This is a genomic window from Streptomyces sp. NPDC021096 (assembly GCF_040641275.1).
Lineage (GTDB): Bacteria > Actinomycetota > Actinomycetes > Streptomycetales > Streptomycetaceae > Streptomyces.
This window is the reverse complement of record NZ_JBFADG010000017.1, coordinates 40,415-65,310: the sequence shown is the minus strand read 5'-3', so window position 1 is coordinate 65,310 and position 24,896 is coordinate 40,415. Positions and strand designations below refer to the sequence as shown.

The window sequence follows — 24,896 nt, the reverse complement described above, 5'->3', positions numbered from 1 at the left end:
GCAATCGTTCCGCAGGGCGGAACGGGTGGGCACAACGGGACCACCGGCCCGCAGTGAACGCCCTCGCCCACTCATCCGGCACTCCCCTGGCTCGCGTGCCACAACTTGCGCCCCGTGGCCGCCCCCTCACCCGCCGGCTGCAGGTCCGCCCACGGATGCATGGCGTACCCGGTGGACATCCGGATGCGCCGCTCCGGATGTCCACCGGCGGAAACCGCAGGATGCGCCAGCACCTCCGCCACCGCCCCCAGTCCCCCCTCCGCCCGCAGCGCCGTGAGCTCCGCCAGATCCCACGCAGCCGCGCCCACCACGCTCAGGCTGCGCGGCCCGCGCCGCTGGACCACGCCCCGTACAAGCAGCAGCCAGGAGTGGAAGACCGTGTGGGCGCACGCCTCGTGGCTGTCGTCGAAGAAGGCGCAGTCGACCAGGCCCGTGCCGTCGTCGAGGGTGGTGAAGATGACCCGCCGGCCCGAGCGGACCGGTGGCGTCTGGGTGGCGGCCTTGGCGCCCGCGACCAGGACGGTCTCGCCGTGCCGCGCGTCGCGCAGCCGCCGGGCGGGGATCGCGCCCAGCTCCGCCAGGAACGCCCGGTGGTCGGACATCAGGTGGCGCGAGGCGTCCATGCCGAGGACGTTCAGCTCCGCGCCGAGCCGCTCCCGCGCGTCGAGGTCGGGCAGGCCGACCGGCTCGGCCCGGGCGCTGTCGATCAGCGTCGGCTGGGCCGTGGAGCCGGCGCGGCGGCGCGCATGCAGCTCGGCGATGTGCAGCAGCAGGTCCCGGCGGTTGGTGCCGAAGGCGTCCAGCGCGCCGACCCGCGCCAGCCGTTCGGCGACGGGCCGGGCGGGGTGGGCGCGCTGCCACAGGTCCTGGAGCGAGGTGTACGGGCGTCCGTCGACGATCCGCCGCACCTCGGCCCCGGAGATGCCCTGTACCTCGGAGAGGGCGAGGCGGATACCGAAGAGACCCCGGTTCCCGGACACCAGTTCGATCGAATAGGTGGCGTCCGACCGGTTCACGTCCAGCGGCAGGATCGGCACCCCGCGCCGCCGCGCGTCCGCGAGCAGCAGCCGCTTGGGGTACATCCCGGGGTCGTGCGTGAGCAGCCCGGCGTAGAAGGCCGCCGGGTGGTGGGCCTTGAGCCAGGCCGACTGGTAGGTCGGCACGGCGAAGGCCACGGCGTGCGCCTTGCAGAAGCCGTACGAACCGAACGCATCGACGATCTCCCAGGTGCGGTGGACGACCTCCGGCGCGTAGCCCCGCTTCCCCGCCCGCTCCGCGAACCAGGCCCGTACCCGGCCCAGCAGGGCGGGGTCGGACAGCGCACGCCGGGTCTCGTCGGCGAAGCCCCGGTCGCAGCCGGTCATGATCCGCAGGATCTCGATGATCTGCTCGTGGAAGACGACCACGCCGTAGGTCTCGCGCAGCACGTCCGCCAGATCGGGGTGCGGATAGCGGGCGGGGGCCCGGCCGTGCCGGGCCTCGATGAAGGGGCGGACCATGTCGGCGGCGACCGGGCCCGGCCGGAACAGCGAGATGTCGACGACGAGGTCGTGGAAGGTCGAGGGCTGCAGCCGTCCGATCAGGTCCCGCTGGCCCGGCGACTCGATCTGGAAGCAGCCGAGGGTCTCGGCGGAGCGGATCAGCTCGTACGTCCCGCGGTCGCCCGGCGGCACCTGCGCGGGGTCGTCGAGGTCGATCCGGCGCCCGGTGGCCCGTTCGATCTCCCCCACCGCGTACGCCATGGCGGACTGCATCCGCACGCCCAGCACGTCGAGCTTGAGCAGCCCCAGCTCCTCCACGTCGTCCTTGTCGAACTGCGACATCGCGAACCCCTCGCCGCTGGTGGGCACGATGGGGGTGCGCCCGCGCAGGGAGGCGTCGGAGAGCAGCACTCCGCAGGGGTGCATGGCGATGCCGCGCGGCAGCCCGTCCAGCGCCTCGACCAGCTCCCACAGCCGGCCGTGCTCCTCCCCCGCCACGCCGCGCAGCTCGGGCAGTTCGGCCAGGGCCGCGCGGGCGTCGCGGGCCCGGATGTGCGGGAAGGCCTTGGCGAGCCGGTCCACCTCGGCGGGGTCCATGCCCAGCGCCGCGCCGACGTCCCGTATCGCGTGCCGGATCCGGTAGGTCTCGGGCATGGAGACGGTGGCGACGCGCTCCTTGCCGAAGCGGTCGAAGATCGCGCGGTAGACGTCCAGGCGTCGGGCGGACTCGACGTCGATGTCGATGTCGGGCAGCGCCTTGCGGCGCGTGGACAGGAAGCGTTCCATCAGCAGGCCGTGGGCGACGGGGTCGGCGTGCGCGATGCCGAGCAGATGGTTGACCAGCGATCCCGCGCCGGAGCCCCGGGCGGTGACGCGGATGCCCAGCGCCCGGGTGTCGTCGACGACCTGGGCGACGGTGAGGAAGTACGAGGGGAGGCCGCGCTGTTCGATGATGCGCAGCTCCTCCTCCAGCCGGTCCCAGTAGCGGCGGTCGCGGTCGTAGCCGCGCAGCACCATGGCCCCGGCGCAGCGGGAGCGCAGCACCCGGGCGGCGGTGCGCCGGCCGGCGCCGACCAGGTGCGGCTCGGGGAAGTGGACGGACCCCAGGCCCAGGTCGTCCTCGGGGTCGACGAGGCACTCGGCGGCGGTCTCCTGCGTCATGGTGAGCAGCCGGTGCGCGGCCCCGCGGCGGAATCCGGCGGCCTCCGCGATCCGCTCGGCGGCGGCGGCCATGGCGGCCGGGTCCTTGAGCCAGCGCTCGCCGCCGTCCAGGGCCCCGGGCCTGCGGCGGTCGATCGGCACCAGGAGCCGGGCGGCGTCGAGGACGTCGGCGACGGGCCCCTGGCCGGGGTCGGCGTAGCGGACGGCGTTGGTCAGTACGGCCCGTACGCCCTGTTCGGCGGCGAAGCCGGCGGTGCGGGCGGCGAGCCGCAGCGAGCCGGGGCCGGTGCCGGCGCGGCCGTGCCAGACGGTCTCCAGCCGCAGGGAGTCACCGAACATTTCGCGCCAGGGCAGCAGGAGCCGTGCGGCCCGGTCGGGGCGTCCGGCGGCCAGCGCGCGGCCGACCTCGGAGTCCGGGCCGAGCAGGACGGTCAGCGGGGCGCGGGCCCCGCCGGCGGCGGCCGCGAGGTCCTCCCGGGTCAGCTCGGGCCGCTCGGTGCCGCCCGCGTGGGCGGCGGAGACCAGCCCGCACAGCGCGGCCCAGGCGGGCGCCCCGGCGCGGGCGAGGAAGACGGCGCGGGGTGCGGACTCGTCGACGAAGGCGCCGCCGCGCACCGGGGTGCGGCGGCGCACCGTGGGCCCGGGCTCCGGCAGCGGCTCGCGTACGGCCAGGTCCACGCCGAACAGCGGTCGCACCCCGGCTTCGGCTGCGGCCCTGGCGAACCGGACCGCTCCGGCCAGGCTGTCGCGGTCGGTGAGGGCGAGGGCGTCCATGCCGCGCTCGGCCGCCCGCTCGGCCAGCCGTTCGGGGTGCGCGGCCCCGTACCGCATCGAGAAGCCCGAGGCGGTGTGCAGGTGCGCGAACGCCGAAGGCCTTCCCATCGCACCCTCCTGCCGTGCTCACCCCCTGACCGAAAACCGCCCCTCCTTATCCACCATAGACCACTTCTCGAACGTTCGTACGAATAGAACGGGCGGGTCGCCCGGACGGCCCACACCGCCTGCGCCGCACCCCCGCCTCTCGCAGGCTCGAGGCATGGTCCTCTCCCCCAGCGGTGGCACCCGCTTCCTCCAGGAGGTGCGGGAGGGCGTGACGGGCCGGGCCGCACTCCTGGTCATCGGCGTGCTGGTGCTGCAGCTCGCGTTCATCGCCTCCTACGTCGGCGCCTTCCACAGCCCGAAGCCCCGGGACATCCCGATCGGCGTGGTCGCCCCGCCCCAGGTGAACGATCAGCTGGTGGAGAAGCTGGCCGCCCTGCCCGGCGACCCCCTGGACCCGCGCACGGTGCGCGACGAGGCGGCGGCCGTCGCCCTGATCCGCGACCGGGAGCTGGACGCGGCGCTGATCGTGGACCCGCGCGGCAGCACCGACACCCTGCTGGTCGCCGGCGGCTCCGGGGCCTCGCTCGCCCAGGCCACCGAGGCGGTCGTCACCCGCGTCGAACAGGCCCAGCAGAGAAGGGTGAAGGTCACCGACGTGGCCCCGGCCGCCTCCGGCGACTCCCGCGGGCTGACCTCGTTCTATCTGGTCGTGGGGTGGTGCGTGGGCGGCTATCTGTGCGCCGCGATCCTCGCCATCAGCGCGGGCGCGCGGCCCGCCAACCCCCACCGGGCGGTCATCCGGCTCGCGGCCATCGCCTTGTATGCCATCGGCTCGGGCCTGCTCGGCGCGGTCATCGCGGGCCCGGTCCTGGGGGCGCTGCCCGGCGGCATCGTGGGCCTGTGGGGGGTGGGTGCGCTGGTGGTCTTCGCCGTGGGGGCGCTGACCCTGGCCCTGCAAGGGCTCGCGGGGGTGGTGGGCATCGGGCTGGCGATCGCGATCGTCGTGGTGCTGGGCAACCCCAGCGCGGGCGGGGCGTACCCCTATCCCCTGCTGCCGCCCTTCTGGCGCACCATCGGCCCGGCCCTCCCGCCGGGCGCGGGCACCTGGTCGGCCCGGTCCGTCGCCTACTTCCGGGGCAACGCACTGACCTGCCCCCTGCTGGTGCTGTCCGCCTGGGCGGTCGCCGGCACCGTGGCGACCCTCTGGAGTGCGGCATTCCGGGCCCGGAAGGGGGAGACCGAACGGTCGGTCTGAGCGGACTTCGGCCATTGCTGCGGACACTCCGCGATCGCTTCGGACGCCCCGGAGCCGGGCACCGAGCCGCTTTTCGGCCGGACAGCGGAGGTTGGGCCAAGGGGCCCTTGACCCCTTGAATTCAACGCCAGGACCCCTACGGATCAACTATTCCTAAGCCGGACTTGACGTATCGTCAATGATTACAAGGCATCTCCGCTGGTCAACACTCCTGAAACATTAATCCCCCTCCTTCCCGTACAAGTCGGGCATCAAAGAGCGCCCTATGTTTCCCCGATGTCGCTCGAGTGACCTTGCCCCCCTCGGATCCGGCCAGAACCAAGCGCTACTGAGGGTTTTCATCCGACGACTGAAAGTGTTCGATCGGGGTGCGTTCATGCCCGAGTTGGGCAAGACTGCCGTCCGTTATCTGCACCGACGAACAAGGGAGTGTTCGGAATGCGGTACATCACTGGGGGGATCGCGCTGGGAGCCGCGCTGGCACTGGGCGGTCTGGTGGGAGCCGGAACGTCGGCGAGCGCCGAACCCGCGCCTGCACCCGCGGCACAGACGCAGAGTCTGTACGCGCCCTCCGCACTGGTGCTGACGGTGGGTCAGGGCGACTCGGCGGCGACCGCGGGCATACAGCGCGCGGTAACGCTCACCTGTATGCCCAAGGCCGACGGCACCCACCCGAACACCCGCGGAGCCTGCGCCCAGCTGCGCCTGGCCGGCGGCGACTTCGAGAAGGTAACCAAGATCAAGGAGGGCACGGCCTGCACCCGGGAGTGGAACCCGAGCGTGGTCACCGCCGAAGGCGTCTGGGAGGGCCGTCGGGTGAGCTTCGAGCGCACCTTCGCCAACCCGTGCGAGATGAAGGCGGGCAAGGGCATGGTCTTCGAGTTCTGACCCCCTAGCGGTCGGCACCGAACGTGCAGCGGCCCCCGGACACCGTGGAGGTGTGTCCGGGGGCCGCGGTCCGTGGGGGCGTCAGCCCAGACTCACCCCGTAGGCGTCGAGGGCGGCCTGCACCGGTTGGTAGTAGGTCACCTTCGACGGGCTCAGCAGGCCGCAGCTGCCGCTGCCGCCCGAGAGGAGCCCCAGCGCCTTGGGGCCGTCGAAGAGAGGGCCGCCGCTGTCCCCGGGCTCGGCGCAGACGTCGGTCTGGATCAGACCTTTGACCTGCCCCTGCTCATAGTTGACCGTGGCGTTGAGGCCGGTGACCTTGCCGCCGTGCAGCCCGGTGGTGGAGCCGCTGCGCTGGACCGCCTCGCCGACGGTCGCCGCGCCGACGGAAGTGATGGCCTGCGACCGGCCGTTGTAGAGGTCCACGGCGCTCCGGGAGTCGACGGCAGCGGTGTAGAGGGCGATGGCGTGGTCGCTGCCGGGGAACGTCGACGCCTCGGTCTTGGCGATCTGCGCGCCGCCCTGGGTGTCGGACCAGGTGGCCACGGCGTTGCCGCAGTGGCCGGCCGTGAGGAAGCCGGGCTTGCCGGCCTTTTTGACGTTGAAGCCGAGCGAACAGCGGGCGTTCGGGCCCCAGATGGCGTCGCCGCCCTCCATGAACCGGGTGAGCCGGGTGGAGATCCTGCGCACCGTCACCGTCTCCCCCAGGCCGGAGACGACCTTGTCGAGCTGTGCCCGCCTCGCGCCCGTGACGGTGGGGTCGGCGGTGACGACGACCCGGTTGACTCTGGGGTCCTGCACCCAGGCGGTGCCGGGAATGACGGCGCGCTCGTTCAGCGCCAGCAGGGTCGAGTCGAGCCGGGCCTGGGTGAACCGGACGCGCTGGGGCCGCGCGCCCGCCGCACGGACGATCTTCTCGGCGGTCCGGTCGACGACGTTGACCACGAGGGCGCCGGCCCCGTCGTCGTAGTACGAACCGGCGGCGGAGTCCTGGAGCCGGTCGGTGAGCGATACGGCGAGCCGTTGGGCGGAGAGCGGGGAGAGGGCGGCGGAGACCGGCCCGGGGGCCGCCTGGGCCTGCTGCGGGGCCAGGGTCACGGCGGTGAGGGCGACGACGGCCGCGCCGGCCAGAACAGCCCGCACGGACACCCGAAAGGACTTCAACTCGGCACCTCCAGTGGGGGGTTGGACCCGCACTGAAGCCTGCGGGCCCGGAGGACGAACGACACAGCCGCACCCCCGATAGGAGGTCGCGTCCATGCCAAGTTGGTCCGTCGAGTGTCCCGATCGGGCAAGGGAGTGCACAAGGGCGACTTCCAGTCGCGCGTATGGTCATGCGTACGCCCCCCGCGTGCGCGACGCGCCGCCGGGGCACTTCCACTCCGGCGGCGCGGTGGCCGGGGGACTTCACGGGCACGGCACGCGGCACGGCCCGGGGGAGGTTACCCCCGGGAAGCGACTCCTAGGCGTGTCCGATACTCGTCCCGTCCTCCCCGGTTTCCGGACCGGGGGGCGCGGCCGCCTGCGCGGGCGCCTGCTCCGCACCCTCCGCGCCCGGCTGTGCCGAGCGCTCCAGGAAGCGCAGCAACTCCACGGGGAAGGGCAGCACCAGCGTGGAGTTCTTCTCCGCGGCGACCGCCACGATCGTCTGCAGCAGCCTCAGCTGCAGCGCGGACGGCTGCGACGACATCGTCTGCGCGGCCTCTGCCAGCTTCTTCGAGGCCAGCAGCTCGGCGTCCGCGTTGATCACCCGGGCCCGGCGCTCCCGCTCCGCCTCGGCCTGCCGCGACATCGACCGCTTCATCGTCTCCGGCAGCGAGACGTCCTTGATCTCCACCCGGTCGATGTGCACGCCCCACCCCACGGCGGGGCTGTCGAGCATCAGCTCCAGCCCCTGGTTGAGCTTCTCCCGGTTGGAAAGAAGATCGTCCAGGTCGCTCTTGCCGATGATCGAGCGCAGCGAGGTCTGGGCCATCTGGGAGACCGCGAAGCGGTAGTCCTCCACCTGGATGACGGCCTCGGCGGGGTCGACGACCTTGAAGTAGACGACCGCGTCGACCCGCACCGTGACGTTGTCCCGCGTGATGCCTTCCTGGGCGGGCACCGGCATGGTGACGATCTGCATGTTCACCTTCCGCAGCCGGTCCACACCCGGAACGATCAGGATGAACCCCGGCTGACGGATCTGGGAGCGCAGCCGTCCCAGCCGCAGCACCACTCCGCGCTCGTACTGCTTGACCACCCGGGCCGCCGCCGCCAGGTAGACGGCACCGGTCGAGGCGACGGCCACTCCTGCCACCACGAGGTCTTCGACCATCACGGCCCCCTGCGTTGCACGTCAGGCGATACGTCCACGGTATGCCCGCACCGGACCGTGGTCGAGCCCCCGGCCCCACTGGGGGGCCGGGGGCCCTGTGCTGCTGGCCGCAGGCGTGGGGAAGGGCGGAGCGCGCTCGCGGTCAGACGCCGGGGACGGTCACGTACGGGGTCAGAAGATGCTCACCCCGTAAGCGCTGAGCGCCTTGGTGACCGGCTGGAAGAAGGTCGTGCCGCCGGAGCGGCAGTTGCCGCTGCCGCCGGAGGTCAGGCCCAGGGCGGTGGAGCCGGCGAAGAGGGCACCGCCGCTGTCGCCGGGCTCGGCGCACACCGTGGTCTTGATCAGGCCGCGGACGACCTGGCCGCTGCCGTAGTTGACGGTGGCGTTCAGTCCGGTGACCTTGCCGCTCTTGAGCCCGGTCGTGGAGCCGCTGCGCTGGACGCTCTGGCCGACCGTCGCGTTGCCGGCGCCGGTGATGCGCTGCGAGCTGCCGTTGTAGAGGTTGACCGCGCTGGGGTGGGCGATCGAGGTGTTGGCGTACTGCACGATGCCGTAGTCGTTGCCCGGGAAGCTGGTTCCGGTGGTGGGGCCGATGCTGGTGGTGTGGGAGGAGTTGGCGTAGTACTGCGGCTTGCCCTCGGTGCAGTGGCCCGCGGTCAGGAAGTAGTAGGTGCTGCCCTTGCGCACGTTGAACCCCACCGAGCAGCGCCAGCTCGGGGCGTAGACGGCGTCGCCGCCGGCCAGGAGCTTGCGGAAGGTGCCGGGGGTGCGCTCGACGCGCAACGCTTCGGCACCGGGCCCGGCCTGGCGTCTGATCCGGGCTATGGCCGCGTCGGAGACGCTCGAGTCGGCGGTCACCACGAGCGTGTTGGTCCGCGGGTCGACGACCCAGGCGGTGCCGGCGACGTCCGCCGACTCGACGGCCGTGCTCACGGCGGCCAGCCGCGCTGCCGAGTGCGCTGCTGCCGTGGCGTCCTGGGCGTGGGCGTCGGTGGCGGCGAGGGCGGAGACGGCCGCGAGGCCGGAGGCCACCGCGGCGATGCGGGCTCGTCTGACGATTCCGGCGCGGGGGGTGGTGCGCTTGATCCTCACGTTGTTCCTCCCGAGTGGGGTCGGGGGCCCGGGTGCGCGGACCCGTGAGGCGCAGCCAAAAGGACACCACGGTTCCACTTTCGCCGTGCCCCTGACAAGCGCTGTTCGGGAGTATTCGGGCCCCGCACCGCACGGCGCAAGAGCACCTTTCGGACGCGCCCCCGGCGCACGCCAAGTAGCCCCGACGGCTCGTGTGCCGCCGGGGCCGCGCAGGAGGCGGTCCCGCTCGCCGCTTCGACGCGTCAGCGCGTGCGCAGGTTCCGCTCCCCCGCCGGGACGTCGAACGGCAGCCTGTTGCCGGGCGGCGGGAAGGGGCAGATGAAGTGGTCGGCGAAGGCGCACGGCGGCAGCACCGCGCGGTTGAAGTCGACGCTCACGCTCCCGTCGGCCGCGGGCGGCGGGGGCTTGAGGAAGCGGAAGCGGTAGCTGGAGACGCCGCTGGTGCCGTCGGCGAAGACGGCCCACATCGCCCCGTCCGCCTCCGCCGAGACCTGCAGCGTGTACTCCTCGCCGCCGACGCCGAAGGCCAGTTCACCGGCGAGGTCCAGCCCGCGCCTGAGCCCGTCGGCGTTCTCCACCGCGATCGTGCGCTCCCGCTCGTACGGGCGGAACACCCCGGGCAGCGCCCAGCGCTCGTCGTGGTCGAAGGCGTCGATGCCGGCGAACGCCCGGCGGCCCGCCGACTCCGGGTCGTAGACGCGGAGTGCCCACTGCCCTTCGCGGCGCATGACCAGCAGCTTCCGGGCGCCGTGCGCGAGGCGGGCGGTGGCCGGGCCGCTGTCGGGGCGCAGCAGCGCCTCGCCCTCCAGCGGCCGCCCGTCCAGGGTCAGCCCGTCCTCGGGACCGGCCGTCAGCAGCACACCGCCGCCGTCCCCGGGACGCGCGGTCCAGTGGCCGGGGATGGCCGGGATCCGACCGTCCGGGACATCGCCCAGCCAGTGCGTACCGGTGAGGGCGAGCGGCCCGTAGGGGGCCGAGACCGTCTCGGTGCGCTGCTCGCGCCACGCCTGCCACTGTCGTTGCGCCTCACTCGTGCTCATGCCGGTCAACCCTTCCATACGGGCAGCGGCAGCCCGAGGTGCTCGCGGAGCGTCGGGCCCGCGTACTCCGTGCGGAACACGCCACGCTCCTGGAGCAGGGGCACCACGCGGTCGACGAAGTCGTCGAGTCCGCCGGGGGTGAGGTGGGGGACGAGGATGAAGCCGTCGGCGGCGTCCTCGGCCACGAACTCCGCGAGCCCGGCGGCCACCTGTCCCGGGGTGCCGACGAAGGTCTGCCGGCCGGTCGTCTCGATCACGGTCTGCCGGATGGAGAGCCCCTTGGCCTCCGACAGGGCGCGCCACCGGGCGGCGATGGCGAGCGGGTCGCCGTGCCGGACCCGGCCCTGGGCCACGACCCCCGTCGGGTCGGGGTCGCTCTCCGGCAGCGGACCGTCGGGGTCGTAGGAGGACAGGTCGCGGCCCCAGACCTGTTCCAGCATCAGCAGGGCGGTCTGCGGGGATATCTGCTGCCTGCGGATCTCGGCGGCCTTCTCCTGGGCCTCGGCGGCGGTGTCGCCGAGGACGAAGGTCACCCCCGGCATGATCTTCAGGTCGCCGGGGGCCCGGCCGTACGCGGCGAGCCGGCGCTTGACGTCGGCGTAGAAGGCGCGGCCGGCCTCGAGCGTGCCGTACCGGCAGAAGACGACGTCGGCGGAGGAGGCGGCGAACTCCCGGCCCTCGTCGGAGTCGCCCGCCTGGATGACGACGGGGTGGCCCTGCGGGCTGCGCCCCACGTCGAACGTCCCGGAGACGGAGAAGTGCCGCCCGTGGTGGGCGAAGGGGCGCGGGGCGCCTCCGGGTGTCCAGGAGTCCCACAGTTCGCGGGCGGTGGCGACGAACTCGGCGGCGCGGGTGTAGCGGTCGGCGTGGCCGAGGTAGCCGCCGCGCCGGAAGTTCTCCCCGGTGAAGGCGTCGGAGGAGGTGACGACGTTCCAGGCCGCGCGGCCGCCGCTGAGGTGGTCCAGGGAGGCGAGGCGGCGGGCGAGTTCGTAGGGCTCGTTGAAGGTGGCGTTGACGGTGGCGGCCAGGCCGAGGTGGTCGGTGACGGCGGCCAGTGCGCTGAGCACGGTGAGCGACTCGGGGCGGCCGACGACGTCCAGGTCGTGGACCTTTCCCTTGTGCTCGCGCAGCCGTAGCCCCTCGGCGAGGAAGAAGAAGTCGAACAGGCCGCGCTCGGCGGTGCGGGCGAGGTGCTCGAAGGAGGCGAAGTCGATCTGGCTTCCGGCGCGCGGTTCTTGCCAGACGGTGGTGTGGTTGACGCCGGGGAAGTGCGCGGCGAGGTGCAGCCGCCTGCGTGCGGTCATGCCGTCTCCTTCGTGGGGGCGTAGCGGTTGGCCGGGCGGGGCAGGCACAGGTGCTCGCGCAGGGTGCCGCCCGGGTAGAAGACGCGCAGCAGGCCGCGGTGCTGCAGCACGGGCACGGTGCCGTCGACGAGCAGGGCCAGGTCCCGGTCCGGGTCGGTGGGCCGGAAGTGGAAGCCGTCGGCCACGCCGTCGGCGTACCAGCCGGCGACGAGGTCGGCGAGGGCGACGGCGTCGGCGGCGGTGTGCAGTGCGACGGGCAGGGAGGCCAGGACGACGATCCGGCCCCCGGCGCTTCCCGGGTCGCGGCCGTGGGCGCGGGCGCGGCGGCGCAGGTCCTCGCGGGCGGCGCGCAGCGAACGGACGGCGCGGGCGTCGGGGGCGGGGCCGGTGCGGACGTAGGCGACGTCGGCGTACCGGGCGGCGGCCTCCCGGGGCAGCACGGCGGTGGCGTCGACGGCGGTCACGGGGTGGCCCTGCGGCGGCCGGGGCACGATGGCGGGGCCGCGCACGCCGAAGCCGGGGCCGGCGAAGTCGACGTAGTGCAGCTTGTCGCGGTCGATGAAGCGGCCGGTGGCCGCGTCGCGGATCTCGGCGTCGTCCTCCCAGCTGTCCCAGAGCCGGGTGACGACGTCGGCGACCGCTCCCGCCTCGTGCCACAGGACGTCGGCGGGCGGCGCGGCACGCCGGCCGAAGGCGCGGGCCTCGTCCTGACCGGGGGACACCCCCACGGTCCAGCCGGCGCGCCCCCGGCTCACCCAGTCGAGGGTGGCGACGGCGGAGGAGACGTGGAAGGGCTCGGTGTGGGTGGTGGTGACGGTGGGCACCAGCCCGATCCGGCCGGTGGCGGGCGCGAGCCTGGCGAGCACGGCGAGCGCGTCGAGCCGCCCGGCCCCGCCGACGGGCGGCCCGAAGGAGTCGCCGAGGGTGACAAAGTCGAAACACCCCCGCTCGGCAAGCCGCACGGCATCGAGATACGCCCCGACATCGAACACACCAGGCCGATCGACGGCGACGGCAAGATGCAGGGGACGAGTGGGTTCAGTCATAAGGAATCCCTAGTTGTGGGCAGTCGTTCCGTAGGGCTGGGGGCACCTCCCAGCGGTAGCTGGGGGAGGGTGGGCACAACGGACCTGCAGAAAACGACCGCCCTCAGCGCAAAGGCTGAGACAGGGCGCGAAGCGCCCTACGCACCACGGCATCGTTTTGCCGAAAGGCCACGGCATTGGACCCCGGCCGGGCAAACGCCCCCGCCGACCGCGCATCGGTATGCGGCCCGAGCGCGAACCGCCGCGGATGCGGCCGCCCGTCGCGCCCCAGGACGCGGCCGTCCCCGGGATGCACGGCGAGCAGCCCGGCCGGCGTGACGCTCACCTCGGTGCGGAGCCCGCGCAGCAGGGGGTCGCGGGAGCGGGCGACGGTGGGGGCGGGCAGCCGGGCCTCGACGAGGGCCCTGGCCTCGACCGTCCGGCCGGGCACGCTCGCGCTGCGGGCCAGGAACGTCCCGCGCCGCGGATCGGTGTCGACGGTGGTGTCCGCGCCGAGGAACCGCACCACCCCGGCGCGGGAGAGCGCGAGCAGCTGCCGAAGCCGGGGGCCGGGCGGCCCGGAGGCGAGGTAGCTGAAGAACCCGGGCCACTCGGCGCCGGTGTCCCCGAGCCCGGCGAGCTGGCCGTAGACGGAGAGCAGGGCGAGGAAGACGGCGAGGTCGGGGCTGTGGCAGGGGTTGTGGCGGCGGGCGAGGTCGGCCTCGATGTGGGCGCGCAGGGCGTCCTGCAGCGCGTCCCCGTCGGGGAAGCGCAGCCCGGCGAGCGGAGTGTCGAGCGCGTCGAGGTCGAGCCGGTCGGCCGGGTCGGGTACGGAGGAGGAGACCAGGACGTCGAGTTCGGCGCTGCCGGGGGCGCAGGCGGCGTACTTCTCCTCGAAGTCGGGCCAGGCGGCGCGGGTACGGGCCGGGTGGGCGGTGAACAGGCGGTGGTAGTGGGCGAAGCCCAGTTCCTTCTCGACGAGGGGCCGGATGTCGCGGCGGTAGTCGAGGGGGCCCGGGCGGCCTCCCAGCTCCTCGATCCGGTCGGGGCCCAGGAAGCGGGGCAGCGGGGGGAGTTCGCCGTGCCAGGTGTAGCCGGTCTTGGCACGGTACGGGACGCCGCGCCGCGACCCGACGTGCAGGACGGGCTCCTGCCCGGAGGGGTGGTAGGTGAGCGCACCGGTCCCGGTGGCGCCGGCGCTGAAGCGGCCTCCCCTTCCTTCGGTGAGCAGGGCCATGAGGTCGATGAAGGCGAGGCCGAAGCCGCGGACGAGGACCGCTTCGCCGGGGCGGAGGCCCTCCAGGTCGCTGTCGGCGGTGAACTGGGGCGGCAGGTAGGTGAGTCCGTGGGTGGCCGCGAAGGCGGCGAGGGCCTGTTCGCCGGGTTCGGGCTCGGCGTCGAGGTGGCCCAGGGCGAGGACGACGATGTCGGCGACGAGGGGGCGGGGGCGCCCCTGGAGCCACAGCAGTTGCCGGCCCTCGCGGGGGCCGGAGAGCCGCAGGGCCCGGCGGCGGTGTTCGTGGACGGTGACGCCGCTCGGCAGGGCGGCGACCGCGCGCCGGTACACCCAGGACAGATAGGCGCTCTGCAGCCGGCGGCCGGCGAAGTCCCGGGGGCCTAACCGGCGGGCCTCGGCGGCGGTCGGCGGGTCCAGCCGGATCGTTTCGTCACCGTCGCGGAAGCGGGCCGCCCAGGTGGCGAGGGAGGGGCCGTTCCGTACCGGGCCCTCCTGCTCGACGGAGGCGTCGGAGTACATGGTGACGTCCTCGGCCATGGAGTTCATCCACAGCAGCGGCGACTGGTCGTGCCGCCAGACGCGGCCGCCGCCGGGCGGGTACGGGTCCACGATGTGCAGGTCGAGCCGGGCGCCGCCGAGGAGTTCGGGCGCGTTGGCGGCGATCCGTTCGACGAGGCAGGTGCCGCGCGGGCCCGCGCCGACGATGGCGAGGGAGGGCGCGGGGCCGTGGACGTCAGGGGTGTGCGGAACAGGGGACGCGGGCATGCGAAGGCTCCGTGGATGCGGGGATCGAACACGGGACGTGCTGCCTTCACATGGGCCGCGCCCCTCAGCACGACCTGGGCCGAGGCTAATCCGGAGCAGCGGCCCACTGTCAACCCTGTCCATGCGGATGTCCACACTGTGGGCACCCGCGCCCAACTCGGTTGACGCACAAACGGATGGCTGCTCCACTTGGTTTATGCGTCCACGGCAGCGGCTGGTCACCCGCGACCACATCGACTTCGGTCGGGTGTGGTCCGCCTCCTGTACGGGCTGACCCCGCTCCCCCGCCGCGCGCTCGTCCGCGCGCGGCCCCGCTGCCTTCCTCCGCGCGGCAGTTCAGCCGCGCCCTCCCCTCGCGCTTTCAGCAGCCGCAGTCGCAACCACAGTCGCAGCCGTCACAGCAACCGCCGCCTTCACCACCACCCTCGCCACAGCAGTTGCAGCAGTTGCAGCACTCCCCGCAGTCGCAACAGTCACCGCAGGAATCACAGCACTTGGCACACCAGCCCTCGCGCGGCCGCCCGTCCCACGGGTCGTGGTAGGGGTCCTTGCAGCACACCTGACCGGTGCAGAACAGCCCGGTCCACACGACGCATCCGGCGATCAGCCCGCGCCGCCGCCCGCCCCGGGGCGGCCCCGGCGGCGCGGGCGGCGGGGGCATCGGGGGTGCGCCGTACGGACCGTACGAGCCCTCCGCCTCGTGGCCGGGGCGGTGTTCGTGCTGCCCGGGCACCGCACAACCCCCGTCGGCGAACGCCCGGTCGACGGAACGTTCCAGCTCGTGCGCCAGCAGGATGTGCGCCAGCCTGCCCTGCGCCTTGCTCGCGAAGTCGACCTCGCGCAGCGCCAGCCGCACCCCGTGCACCGCGTCGTCGCACAGCCGCCGCACCTCGGTGAGTTCGGTGCCCGTGGCGGCGATGGGGTTCCAGGCCCCGGTGCGGGTGTCCTCGTCCAGGTCCTCGACGGCGTCCAGCAGATGGGCGAGGCGTCCGAAGAGCCGGCCCGCCTCCTCCAGCGGCGCCCGGTTGGCGGGCCGTCCGGCCAGAACGGCCGTATAGGCGAAGGCGGCCGCGGTGGCCGTCTCGGTGGGCTCGGTCACCTCCAGCAGCGAGGTGCCCGTCCGGGCCAGCGCCTCGATCCCGGCCTGCCGTTCGACGGCGTCGACCAGAACGGCCGTGTCGAAGCCGAGTTCCGTCCCCGTACGGGCGCCCGCACGGTCCCACCTGGCGGCCACCCTGCGCGCCGCCGCCGCGACCGGGCGGCGCGCCAACATCCCGTCGCCGTCGGCGACATGGTCGCGCATCTTCGCGGACGCCAGTACGAGCGATACCGAAGCGGCCAACCGGGCGCCCTCGCCCTGCGCCACGGGCGCGGAGCGCATCCCGCGCAACGGGCAGGGCCCCGCCGTGCGCCGCCAGGAGTCGGCACCCTCGGCGGGCGACGACTGCGCCTCGACGAGCACCGATATGACCAGCCCGTCGTAGTTGGTGGCTATTCGAGCAAACTGCCCGTGATCGCCCTTCAGTGCCAGGCAGAGGCCGCAGAGATGGGCCATCCACTCGGTTCGCATGCTCTCGGACAGCCGATGACGGCATGGCCTGATGATCCCGAACAAAACGTGCCCCCGTGTGTGGTGTCGATGTGCCCGGGCATCCTATTCACCGGGGACAATCGAGCTGGGCCGGAGCCCGCTCCCTAGAACCATGCCGCATATGCCCAGGTCCAGCGCCTGCGGCCAACTAACAGGGGTTTCTGACGCACCGCCACCCGCTTTGCACCAGATGCGTCACGAAATCCCCGCATGGCCGCCATCCACTTGGCACATCATCCGCATCATGGACGACCATAGAGGAGCGGGCGGAACACACCGCGTGTGAGAGGAGGCGTCCATGGGATCGGTGCGCAAGGCGAGTGCCTGGCTTGGCCTCGTCGACGACAGCGATGACGAGCGCTACTACGGCGGCTACGAAGAGGACTCGGACGAAGGGCCCGAGCCCGGCGACTCCTGGGTGACCAACCCGAAGGTGCGTGTGGCCGACGAGGTCGCACAGGAACAGGGCACCCGCATCGCCACGGTCACCCCGGACGGCTTCCGGGACGCCCGGGGCATCGGCGAGCTGTTCCGGGCGGGCGTCCCGGTGATCGTCAACCTCACCGGCATGGAGCCCAGCGACGCCAAGCGGGTCGTGGACTTCGCGGCCGGCCTGACCTTCGGCCTGCGCGGCTCGATCGAGCGGGTGGCCAACCGCGTGTTCCTGCTCACCCCGGCCGACTACAAGGTCGTCAGCGGCGAGCAGCCCGGCCGCGCGAACGGCGGCTTCTTCAACCAGAGCTGACGGCCGGGGGTCCGGGGGTCGCCCCCGGGTAGACACAGCAACCAGAGCTGACGGCCGGGGGTCCGGGGGTCGCCCCCGGGTAGACACAGCAACCAGAGCTGACGGCCGGGGGTCCGGGGGTCGCCCCCCGGAGGGCCGACTGGGCGGGGGCTTACCGGAACGCGTCGAGACCGGTGAGTGCCTTGCCCAGCACCAGCTGGTGCATCTCCACGGTGCCCTCGTACGTCAGCACCGATTCCAGGTTCGTCGCATGCCGCATCACGGGGTACTCCAGCGAGATCCCGTTGGCACCCAGGACCGTGCGGGCCGTACGGCTGATCTCGATCGCCTCCCGCACATTGTTCAGCTTCCCGAAGCTCACCTGTTCCGGCCGCAGCCGTCCCGCATCCAGCCGCCGCCCCAGATGGTGGGCGAGCAGAACGCCCTTGTGCAGCTCCACCGCCATGTCGGCCAGCTTGGCCTGCGTCAGCTGGAAACCGCCGATGGGCCTGCCGAACTGCTCCCGCGTCCGCGCGTAGTCGAGCGCCGACTCGAAGCAGGTGCGGGCCGCGCCCATCGCTCCCCACACGATCCCGTACCGCGCGTGGTTCAGACAGCCCAGCGGCCCCCGCAGCCCGGTGGCCTCCGGCAGCACGGCGTCGGCGGGCAGCCGCACCTCGTCCAGGACCAGCTCGCTGGTGACCGAGGCGCGCAGCGACCACTTGTGCTTGATGTCCGGGGCGGAGAAGCCGGGGCTGTCGGTGGGCACGAGGAATCCCCTGATCCCGGCGTCAGTCTGCGCCCAGACGACGGCCACCCCGGCCACCGAGCCATTGGTGATCCACATCTTGCGCCCGGTCAGCACCCAGTCGCCACCGGCGTCGCGCTTGGCATAGGTGCGCATGCCGGCGGGGTCCGAGCCGTGATCGGGCTCGGTCAGACCGAAGCAGCCGATGATCTCACCGGCCGCCATCCCCGGCAGCCAGCGCTGCTTCTGCTCCTCGGAGCCGAAGCGGTGGATGGCGTACATCGCGAGGGAGCCCTGCACGGAGACCAGGGAGCGGATGCCGGAGTCGGCGGCCTCCACCTCCAGGCACGCCAGCCCGTACTGGACGGCGCTCGCGCCCGCGCAGCCGTAGCCGGTGAGCTGCATGCCGAGGGCACCGAGGGAGCCGAGCTCGCGGGCGAGTTCACGGATGACGGGCAGTTCGCCGCTCTCGTACCACTCGGCGATGTACGGCAGCACACGGTCCGCCGCCCAGGCGCGCATGGTCTGGCGCACCGCGCGGTCCTCGTCGGTCAGGAGATCGTCGATGCCGAGCGGATCATGCGGGTCGAACACGTCAGCCTCCGGCCGGGCGCGGGGTGATCATCGGTCACCACCGACGCTACGACCGGGTAACCCCCGGCGTCCAGACCCGGCGGCGGCCGGTCCGGCGCCGCCTCAGGCCGCGGGCACCCCGCCCGGCGGGGCCACCGCCGCGGGGGACGCGTCGGCGTCGGCCGCGACGCGCGGCAGGCGCAGTGCGGCGAAGGCGCCGAGCAGGAGCAGTGCGGCGCTGACGGCCAGGGTGAGATGGAGGCCGTGGACGAAGGAGTCCCGTGCCGCGGCCCGCAGGGCCGCACCCGCGGGGCCGCCGAGCCGGTCGGCGACGTCGTACGCCTCCCCCAGCGAGTGCCTCGCCGCGGTGCCCGCCGCGCTCGGCACCCCCGGCACCGCGGCCACGCCCGGTGCGTACGCGGCGTTCATGACGCTGCCGAGCAGGGCGATGCCCATGCCCGCACCGAGCTGGTAGGAGGTCTCGCCGATCGCCGCCGCGCCGCCCGCCGACTCCGCGGGGGCCTCGCTCAGCATGGACTCGTACGCCCCGAAGAGCGTGGTCTCCAGGCCGAAGCCGAGCAGGACGAAACCCACGACGAGGGCGACGGGCCGGTCCTCGCGGCCCATGACGGTCAGCGAGAGCACCGCCATCGCCGTCAGCACGAACCCGGCCGCGACCATGGTGCGCGGTCCGAAGCGGTGCAGCACCCGGGAGCCGGCCAGCCCCGCCGCCATCGCGGCGAGCGTGAGCGGCAGCAGCCGCAGGCCCGTCTCGAGCGGGGTGAGGCCGAGCACGAGCTGCAAATACTGGGCGGCGACGAGCTCCAGCCCGACCAGCGCCAGCATGGCCAGCACGATGCAGCCCACGGACGTGCCGAACGCGGGCCGGGTGAACATCGCCAGGTCGACCAGCGGGTGCTCGCGCCGGCGCTGCCGCCGTACGAAGAGGACGATCAGAGCGGCCCCGAGGGCCGCCGGGACGACCGTGCCCAGGGAGAGCGCGTCGGCTCCGCCGACCCGCTTGACGCCGTAGACGACGCCGAACAGCCCGAACGCCGCCATCAGCGCGCCGAGCACGTCCCACGGTCCGTTGCGGTCGCCGGTCGACTCGGGCAGCAACCAGCGTCCGATGGGGAGGCTGACCGCCATCAGCGGAATGTTGATGAGGAAGACCGAGCCCCACCAGAAGTGCTCCAGCAGGAAGCCGCCGAGCAGCGGTCCGACCGCCGCACCCACCGCCGCCACCGCGCTCCACACGCCGATGGCCACCGCACGCTCCCGGCGGTCGGGGAAGACCTGCCGGAGGATGGACAGCGTCGCCGGCATGATCATCGCACCGCCGACGCCGAGCAGGGCCCGGGCGGCGATCAGGACCTCGGGAGCCGTCGCGAGGGCGGCCAGCGCCGAGGCCACGCCGAAGAGCGCGTAGCCGAACAGCAGCACGCGGCGGCGGCCGACGCGGTCGCCGAGGGTGCCGAAGAGGATGAGCAGCGAGGCGCAGACGAGCGGGTAGACGTCGACGATCCACAGCAGCTGTATCGCCGACGGCCGCAGGTCCTCGGTGACGGCCGGCACCGCGACGTGCAGCACGGTGGCGTCGACGGCGACGAGGAGCAGGCTGACGCAGAGGACGACGAGCACGGCCCAGCGGTTGGCACCGGCGGGACCGTATCCGTCCGCGCGGCGCGGCCGTGGCCGCTGCCGGGGAACGCCGACCGGCCGTCGGGGGCCGGCGGTGGTCGTCCCGGACATCCACACACCTCCGTGTCGTGCGCTCGCGGCCGCCGATGGCCTGGAAACTATGGGGCCCCGGCGGAGTCGAGGGGCGAGTGAGTCGACAGAGTACGCGAGTCCCGCAGGAAGCCACGTGGCCCGCCTCACGTCGCGGGGCTGGGACAATCGACCGATGACCGATCTCGCCACCCCCTCCGGCATAGCCCCCGGCGCGGCGGCCGCGGCGCCCCGCGGCCGCGCCGCGCTGCGCCGCGCCGTCCCCGCCCTGCTGCTGTTCGCGGCGGTGCGGGCGCTGGGCGTCGTGGCGCTCGCCCTGTGGGGGCTGGCGGACGGCAAGGGGGCGCGGCACCTTCTCTCGGCGCGCTGGGACTCCATCTGGTACGCCCGCATCGCCGAGCAGGGATACGGCTACACCCTCCACCTCCCGGGTGGCAAGGTCCACTCCGACATGGCGTTCTTCCCACTGCTGCCATGGCTGGAGCGGCTGCTGTCGGCCGTCCTCCCGCTGTCGGTGCCCGACGCGGGGCTGGTGGTCTCCGCCGTCGCGTCGCTGTGCGCGGCGTGGGGGATCTTCGCGGTCGGCGATCACCTGTACGGGCGGCGGACGGGTGTGGCGCTCGTGGTGCTGTGGGCGGCCCTGCCGGTCGGCGTGGTGCAGTCGATGGCGTACTCGGAGTCGCTCTTCACGGCGCTGGCGGCGTGGAGCCTGTACTGCCTGCTCACCGGGCGCTGGGTGTGGGCCGGGGCGTTCGCCGCGCTGGCCGGGCTGACCCGGCCGGTGGGGGCGGCGGTGGTCGCGGCCGTGTGGATCACGGCGGCGGTGGCCCTGCTGCGGGCGCGCCGCGCACCGGACCGGCGGCCGCCGCTGCCGCGCGTGCTGCTCGGCGTGGCGCTGGCGCCCCTGGGCTGGCTGGCGTACTTCGCCTGGGTCGGGGCGCGCACCGGCAGCGTCACCGGCTATCTGGACGTGCAGGGCGGCTGGGGCAACGGCTTCGACGGCGGGCTGGCCTTCGGCTCCTTCGTCTGGGAGCGGCTGGCGGGCCCGGCGTTCCCGGCAGGCCTGGGCCTGCTGGCCGGCGTCGCCTTGGTGCTCGTGCTGTACCGGGCCGGGGTGCGGCAGGGGCAGCCGCTGCCGCTGCTGGTCTTCACGGGCACGGTCCTGCTGCTGGCGCTGACCGCCAAGGGGTACTTCGGCTCCAAGCCGCGGCTGATGATGCCCGCCTTCCCGCTGCTGCTACCCCTGGCGGCGGCGCTGGCCCGGCTACGCACGGTACGCGCGGTGTCGGTGGTGAGCGTCGTCGCACTTGCGTCGGCCGTCTACGGCGCGTTCTGGCTGCACGGCTCCGGACCCCCATGATCATATTTTCGGGGCGCGCGGCGGACCGGCGGAAAACGCCGTGAAACTCCTCGGCCAATCGCCGATAAACGCCTTCGTACGGAATGGAATTAAAGCGGTCCGGCCCCTTGTCCCGGAGTGCTGACGATTCTTTAGCTGTTTCTTATTCCGGCGTTTCAAACCTGAGCCTCCGCCACGATTGAGACGCATTCCACATCACATCGTCATCACAAAGAGCCCCGAACGGCCTAAGCCTCCCGTCACGCAATGTAACGTCGATTGAGTGCGTACCGATGACGAGCTCGTCCCCGTGGAGGAGCACCCGACCGAGCCCGTGCGGCCGCGGATGACCCGTACCCGCCTGGGGATCTTTGCCGCGACCTCCGTGGTCTACGCGGCGATCGTGGTCGGCGTGGTCACCACGTCCTGGCCGGTGCGGTTCGACTGGCAGGTCATGCTCTTCCGGCCGTACAAGCAGTGGCCGGAGATCCATGCCTTCCTCGACTACTTCGTGGTCCTGGGCCAGCGCGGCCCGACCGCGGTGGCCGTGGCGGCCTGGCTGGGCTGGTGCACGTACAAGCACAGGACCCTGCGTCCGCTGCTGGTGCTCGGCACGTCGTTGCTGCTGCTCAACGCGACCGTGGGCGCCGCCAAGATAGGCATGGGCCGGCTCGGCCCGCACTACGCCACCACCGTCGGCTCGAACGAGATGTTCGCCGGCGGCGACATATTCCCCTCCGGTCACACCGCCAACGCCGTGGTGACCTGGGGCGTCCTCGCCTATCTGGCCACCACGCCGCGCGCCCGCCGGATCGCCTCGGTGGCCGCCGCGATGCTGGCCCTCGGCGTCGGGATGACGACGGTCTACCTGGGCACGCACTGGATGAGCGATGTGACCCTGGGCTGGACCGCGGGCCTGCTGGTGCTGCTGGTCCTGCCCTGGTTCGAGCCGCTCATGGCCCGCACCGATGCCTGGCTGCTGGGCCTTTGGCAGCGGCTGCGCGGGCGCCGCACGCTCGTCCCGGCCGCCGTCCCGGTGGCCGCCTCCGTCCCGCTGGGCGCTCCGCGCGGCCCGGTCGACGACGAACTGCCCGTCCTCGAACCGGTGGCGGCGGGCAGCCGCCAGGGCGCCGGGGCCTCGGTCCGCGTCGCCGACGGCAGACCGCACCTGTCACCCCGGCCGCACACCGCACGCTCCGAGCGGACGCCGGTCACCCCCACCGGCAGCCGCCGGCCGCCGCACGCCGACCGTGCGCCGCGCACCTCGCCGCTGGGCCCCGGCGCCGGCCGCGGCCGCGCCGCCGGGAACTGACGGCCCCGTACCGCACCATGACGTGAAGGCGGCCCCGGAATCCCCGGGGCCGCCTTCCGTCGTGTCACGGCCGTGCGCCGCCCGCCGGGTCAGCCCTTCCAGCAGCGCTCCACGACGCCGTCGCGGACCTCGAAGTTCAGTCGGCCGATCCGGTACTCCATGGTGATGATCGCGCCGGGCGGCAGGGCCCGTACGTCCGTCCAGCCGAGGGCCCGCGCGCGGACGGCGGCCGCTTCCTCGGGGAGGCCGACGTAGGCCCCGGTGTCGTCGTCGGGCTCGCTGGGGAGGTGGGGAAGAGGTGCCATGGCAGCCACCGTAGGCGGCGCCGCGCGGCGGCGGAAGCCGGGGCCGCCCGGGCGCGGAACCCCGCCCAAGGCGCCACTGGTCACGCTTCTGTCACAGAAGACCCGTCGGGGTTTGACCCGGAAGACCTCACCCGTGCGGGCACTCCGATTTCTCCCCAGCGCTTGCGCAAAACCTCTGCGGTGAATTCACCTGTCCGTTCCGGAACGGAGCCGCTAACCGGGCTCCCCGCACCTAGAATTACCGGGTCCGGGCCCGCCGGGATATTGATCCACTTTGGTGCGTTATTGATCCCGGGGCGAATTCCCCGGCGTCCGGCACCCGGGGCCCGGCGCACCCGGAATATAAAGTTCCGGGACATCACTCGCCGTCCACGGGCTCCGGTTTGACGCGGTGTCGGGGAGGCACCCTCGCGCGGTGTGCTCCCGGCGGAGCATCATGGCGATACCCGAGAGAGCACCTGTGCACGAGTAGCCCGTGTGGGCCGACAGCGAGGGGGCACGGATGGGGACCGGGACCGCGGAGACCACCGCAGCGGATCCGGCCGGAGCCCGGCGGCCCGGCCGGATCGTCGTGGACTGGCTGACGACCACCGACCACAAGAAGATCGGCCACCTCTACCTGATCACGTCGTTCGGCTTCTTCCTCGCCGCCGGTCTGCTGGCCATGCTGATGCGCGCGGAACTGGCCCGCCCGGGCCTGCAGCTGATGACCAACGAGCAGTTCAACGAGGCGTTCACCGCCCACGGCACGATCATGCTGCTGCTGTTCGCCACCCCGGCCTTCGCCGGCTTCGCCAACGCGATCATGCCGCTGCAGATCGGCTCGCCGGACGTGGCGTTCCCCCGGCTGAACATGTTCTCGTACTGGCTCTACCTCTTCGGCGGCCTGATCGTGGTGGCGAGCCTGCTGATGCCGCAGGGCGGCGCGACCTTCGGCTGGACCGGCTACGCGCCGCTGAGCAGCATGGCCCGCTCCCCCGGCATCGGCACCGATATGTGGATCATGGGGCTGGCGCTGTCCGGCTTCGGCACGATCCTCGGCGCGGTCAACTTCCTGACCACCGTCATCGGCATGCGGGCCCCCGGGATGACGATGTTCCGGATGCCGGTCTTCACCTGGAACGTGCTCTTCACCTCGATCCTGATCCTGCTGGCCTTCCCCGTGCTGGCCGCGGCCCTGCTCTGCCTGGAGGCGGACCGGCGGTTCGGATCGGTGGTCTTCGAGGCCGAGTGGGGCGGGGCGCTGCTGTGGCAGCACCTGTTCTGGTTCTTCGGCCACCCCGAGGTCTACATCATCGCCCTGCCGTTCTTCGGCATCATCACCGAGATCATCCCGGTGTTCTCCCGCAAGCCGATCTTCGGCTACCTGACGCTGGTCGGGGCCACCATGACCATCACCGCCCTGTCGGTGGTGGTCTGGGCGCACCACATGTTCGCGACGGGCGCGGTGCTGCTGCCGTTCTTCTCCTTCATGTCGTTCCTGATCGCGGTGCCGACGGGTGTGAAGTTCTTCAACTGGATCGGCACGATGTGGAAGGGCTCGCTGTCCTTCGAGACGCCGATGCTGTGGGCGGTGGGGTTCCTGGTGAGCTTCCTCTTCGGCGGGCTGACCGGGGTGATCCTCGCGTCGCCGCCGCTGGACTTCCACGTCACGGACACCTACTTCGTCGTCGCGCACTTCCACTACGTGGTGTTCGGGACGGTGGTGTTCGCGACGTTCGCCGGCTTCTACTTCTGGTGGCCGAAGTTCACCGGGAAGATGCTGGACGAGCGGCTGGGCAAGGTCCACTTCTGGACCCTGTTCGCCGGCTTCCACACCACGTTCCTCGTCCAGCACTGGCTGGGCACCGAGGGCATGCCCCGCCGCTACGCCGACTACCTGGCGGCCGACGGCTTCACCGCGCTCAACACGCTCTCCACCATCGGCGCGTTCCTGCTGGGCCTGTCGAACCTGCCGTTCTTCTACAACATCTGGAAGACCGCGCGGTACGGCGAGAAGGTCGGCACGGACGACCCGTGGGGCTACGGACGCTCCCTGGAGTGGGCGACCACCTGCCCGCCGCCCCGCCACAACTTCCTCACGCTCCCCCGCGTCCGCTCCGAGTCCCCCGCCTTCGACCTCCACCACCCGGAAGTCCAGGCACGGGACCGGCCGCCCGCCGCGGCCGGACCCACCCCACGGTGACCGG

The 24,896-nt window shown here is 72.9% G+C and carries 18 protein-coding genes; 6 read left to right on the top strand and 12 right to left on the bottom strand.

Features of this window, described 5'->3' with window-relative positions:
• Positions 1–71 precede the first annotated feature (71 nt).
• The gene (locus AB0G59_RS20945; RefSeq protein WP_360913635.1) at positions 72–3,524 is read right to left on the bottom strand and encodes a DNA polymerase III subunit alpha; all 3,453 of its coding nucleotides are present in this window, start codon (positions 3,522–3,524) and stop codon (positions 72–74) included.
• Positions 3,525–3,678: 154 nt separating this feature from the next.
• Between AB0G59_RS20945 and AB0G59_RS20940 the strand changes: the two genes are divergently transcribed.
• Together AB0G59_RS20940 and AB0G59_RS20935 are read left to right on the top strand one after the other, a co-directional pair.
• Positions 3,679–4,719: a DUF3533 domain-containing protein gene (locus AB0G59_RS20940; RefSeq protein ID WP_360913633.1), complete on the top strand. Its 1,041-nt coding sequence runs from the start codon at positions 3,679–3,681 to the stop codon at positions 4,717–4,719.
• 438 nt (positions 4,720–5,157) lie between these two features.
• Positions 5,158–5,607 carry a subtilase-type protease inhibitor gene (locus tag AB0G59_RS20935; RefSeq protein ID WP_360913631.1) on the top strand — a complete coding sequence of 150 codons (450 nt, stop codon included), beginning with the start codon at positions 5,158–5,160 and terminating at the stop codon, positions 5,605–5,607.
• An 81-nt stretch (positions 5,608–5,688) separates the two neighbouring features.
• On the opposite strand, the gene AB0G59_RS20930 is transcribed toward AB0G59_RS20935, so the two are convergent.
• The 8 genes from AB0G59_RS20930 to AB0G59_RS20895 form a co-directional block, all read right to left on the bottom strand.
• The gene (locus tag AB0G59_RS20930; RefSeq protein ID WP_360913629.1) at positions 5,689–6,768 is read right to left on the bottom strand and encodes a S1 family peptidase; all 1,080 of its coding nucleotides are present in this window, start codon (positions 6,766–6,768) and stop codon (positions 5,689–5,691) included.
• A 298-nt stretch (positions 6,769–7,066) separates the two neighbouring features.
• Positions 7,067–7,921, bottom strand: coding sequence for a slipin family protein (locus AB0G59_RS20925; protein WP_360913627.1), 855 nt, complete (start codon positions 7,919–7,921; stop codon positions 7,067–7,069).
• A gap of 171 nt (positions 7,922–8,092) precedes the next feature.
• Positions 8,093–9,013: a S1 family peptidase gene (locus tag AB0G59_RS20920; protein WP_360913625.1), complete on the bottom strand. Its 921-nt coding sequence runs from the start codon at positions 9,011–9,013 to the stop codon at positions 8,093–8,095.
• A gap of 242 nt (positions 9,014–9,255) precedes the next feature.
• On the bottom strand, positions 9,256–10,053 hold the full coding sequence (locus tag AB0G59_RS20915; RefSeq protein WP_360913623.1) for a DUF1684 domain-containing protein: 798 nt from the start codon (positions 10,051–10,053) through the stop codon (positions 9,256–9,258).
• A gap of 5 nt (positions 10,054–10,058) precedes the next feature.
• Positions 10,059–11,357, bottom strand: coding sequence for an NtaA/DmoA family FMN-dependent monooxygenase (locus AB0G59_RS20910; RefSeq protein ID WP_360913621.1), 1,299 nt, complete (start codon positions 11,355–11,357; stop codon positions 10,059–10,061).
• Complete coding sequence (locus tag AB0G59_RS20905; RefSeq protein WP_360913619.1) at positions 11,354–12,403, bottom strand: LLM class flavin-dependent oxidoreductase; 1,050 nt, start codon at positions 12,401–12,403, stop codon at positions 11,354–11,356. The genes AB0G59_RS20910 and AB0G59_RS20905 overlap by 4 nt, the downstream gene beginning before the upstream one ends.
• A gap of 103 nt (positions 12,404–12,506) precedes the next feature.
• Complete coding sequence (locus AB0G59_RS20900) at positions 12,507–14,384, bottom strand: FAD/NAD(P)-binding protein (protein ID WP_360913617.1); 1,878 nt, start codon at positions 14,382–14,384, stop codon at positions 12,507–12,509.
• A 361-nt stretch (positions 14,385–14,745) separates the two neighbouring features.
• On the bottom strand, positions 14,746–15,999 hold the full coding sequence (locus tag AB0G59_RS20895) for a DUF5685 family protein (protein ID WP_360913616.1): 1,254 nt from the start codon (positions 15,997–15,999) through the stop codon (positions 14,746–14,748).
• 274 nt (positions 16,000–16,273) lie between these two features.
• On the opposite strand from AB0G59_RS20895, the gene sepF reads away from it, so the two are divergent.
• The gene (gene sepF, locus AB0G59_RS20890; RefSeq protein ID WP_071964922.1) at positions 16,274–16,720 is read left to right on the top strand and encodes a cell division protein SepF; all 447 of its coding nucleotides are present in this window, start codon (positions 16,274–16,276) and stop codon (positions 16,718–16,720) included.
• A 151-nt stretch (positions 16,721–16,871) separates the two neighbouring features.
• Here the strand turns inward: sepF and AB0G59_RS20885 are convergent, their stop codons facing one another.
• Together AB0G59_RS20885 and AB0G59_RS20880 are read right to left on the bottom strand one after the other, a co-directional pair.
• Complete coding sequence (locus tag AB0G59_RS20885; protein ID WP_360913613.1) at positions 16,872–18,041, bottom strand: acyl-CoA dehydrogenase family protein; 1,170 nt, start codon at positions 18,039–18,041, stop codon at positions 16,872–16,874.
• Between the two features lie 102 nt (positions 18,042–18,143).
• Entirely contained in the window at positions 18,144–19,772 is a 1,629-nt protein-coding gene (locus AB0G59_RS20880) for an MFS transporter (RefSeq protein WP_360913611.1), read from the bottom strand.
• A gap of 154 nt (positions 19,773–19,926) precedes the next feature.
• Here AB0G59_RS20880 and AB0G59_RS20875 point away from each other — a divergent pair, with 154 nt between their 5' ends.
• Together AB0G59_RS20875 and AB0G59_RS20870 are read left to right on the top strand one after the other, a co-directional pair.
• Positions 19,927–21,111: a glycosyltransferase family 39 protein gene (locus AB0G59_RS20875; protein WP_360913609.1), complete on the top strand. Its 1,185-nt coding sequence runs from the start codon at positions 19,927–19,929 to the stop codon at positions 21,109–21,111.
• Between the two features lie 262 nt (positions 21,112–21,373).
• A complete protein-coding gene (locus tag AB0G59_RS20870; protein ID WP_360913607.1) occupies positions 21,374–22,402 on the top strand; it encodes a phosphatase PAP2 family protein in 1,029 nt (342 codons plus the stop codon).
• 89 nt (positions 22,403–22,491) lie between these two features.
• Here the strand turns inward: AB0G59_RS20870 and AB0G59_RS20865 are convergent, their stop codons facing one another.
• Positions 22,492–22,707 (bottom strand): I78 family peptidase inhibitor, encoded by a 216-nt coding sequence (locus AB0G59_RS20865; protein ID WP_360913605.1) that lies wholly within the window; start codon positions 22,705–22,707, stop codon positions 22,492–22,494.
• A gap of 502 nt (positions 22,708–23,209) precedes the next feature.
• Here AB0G59_RS20865 and ctaD point away from each other — a divergent pair.
• Positions 23,210–24,892: a cytochrome c oxidase subunit I gene (gene ctaD / locus AB0G59_RS20860; RefSeq protein WP_360913603.1), complete on the top strand. Its 1,683-nt coding sequence runs from the start codon at positions 23,210–23,212 to the stop codon at positions 24,890–24,892.
• Positions 24,893–24,896: the final 4 nt, after the last annotated feature.

Coding starts and splice junctions, on each gene's coding strand:
- ctaD (WP_360913603.1), top strand. CDS start 23,210: ATGGGGACCGGGACCGCGGAGACCACCGCAGCGGATCCGGCCGGAGCC.
- AB0G59_RS20905 (WP_360913619.1), bottom strand. CDS start 12,403: ATGACTGAACCCACTCGTCCCCTGCATCTTGCCGTCGCCGTCGATCGG.
- AB0G59_RS20915 (WP_360913623.1), bottom strand. CDS start 10,053: ATGAGCACGAGTGAGGCGCAACGACAGTGGCAGGCGTGGCGCGAGCAG.
- AB0G59_RS20910 (WP_360913621.1), bottom strand. CDS start 11,357: ATGACCGCACGCAGGCGGCTGCACCTCGCCGCGCACTTCCCCGGCGTC.
- AB0G59_RS20880 (WP_360913611.1), bottom strand. CDS start 19,772: ATGTCCGGGACGACCACCGCCGGCCCCCGACGGCCGGTCGGCGTTCCC.
- AB0G59_RS20900 (WP_360913617.1), bottom strand. CDS start 14,384: ATGCCCGCGTCCCCTGTTCCGCACACCCCTGACGTCCACGGCCCCGCG.
- sepF (WP_071964922.1), top strand. CDS start 16,274: ATGGGATCGGTGCGCAAGGCGAGTGCCTGGCTTGGCCTCGTCGACGAC.
- AB0G59_RS20865 (WP_360913605.1), bottom strand. CDS start 22,707: ATGGCACCTCTTCCCCACCTCCCCAGCGAGCCCGACGACGACACCGGG.
- AB0G59_RS20945 (WP_360913635.1), bottom strand. CDS start 3,524: ATGGGAAGGCCTTCGGCGTTCGCGCACCTGCACACCGCCTCGGGCTTC.
- AB0G59_RS20940 (WP_360913633.1), top strand. CDS start 3,679: ATGGTCCTCTCCCCCAGCGGTGGCACCCGCTTCCTCCAGGAGGTGCGG.
- AB0G59_RS20935 (WP_360913631.1), top strand. CDS start 5,158: ATGCGGTACATCACTGGGGGGATCGCGCTGGGAGCCGCGCTGGCACTG.
- AB0G59_RS20925 (WP_360913627.1), bottom strand. CDS start 7,921: ATGGTCGAAGACCTCGTGGTGGCAGGAGTGGCCGTCGCCTCGACCGGT.
- AB0G59_RS20875 (WP_360913609.1), top strand. CDS start 19,927: ATGACCGATCTCGCCACCCCCTCCGGCATAGCCCCCGGCGCGGCGGCC.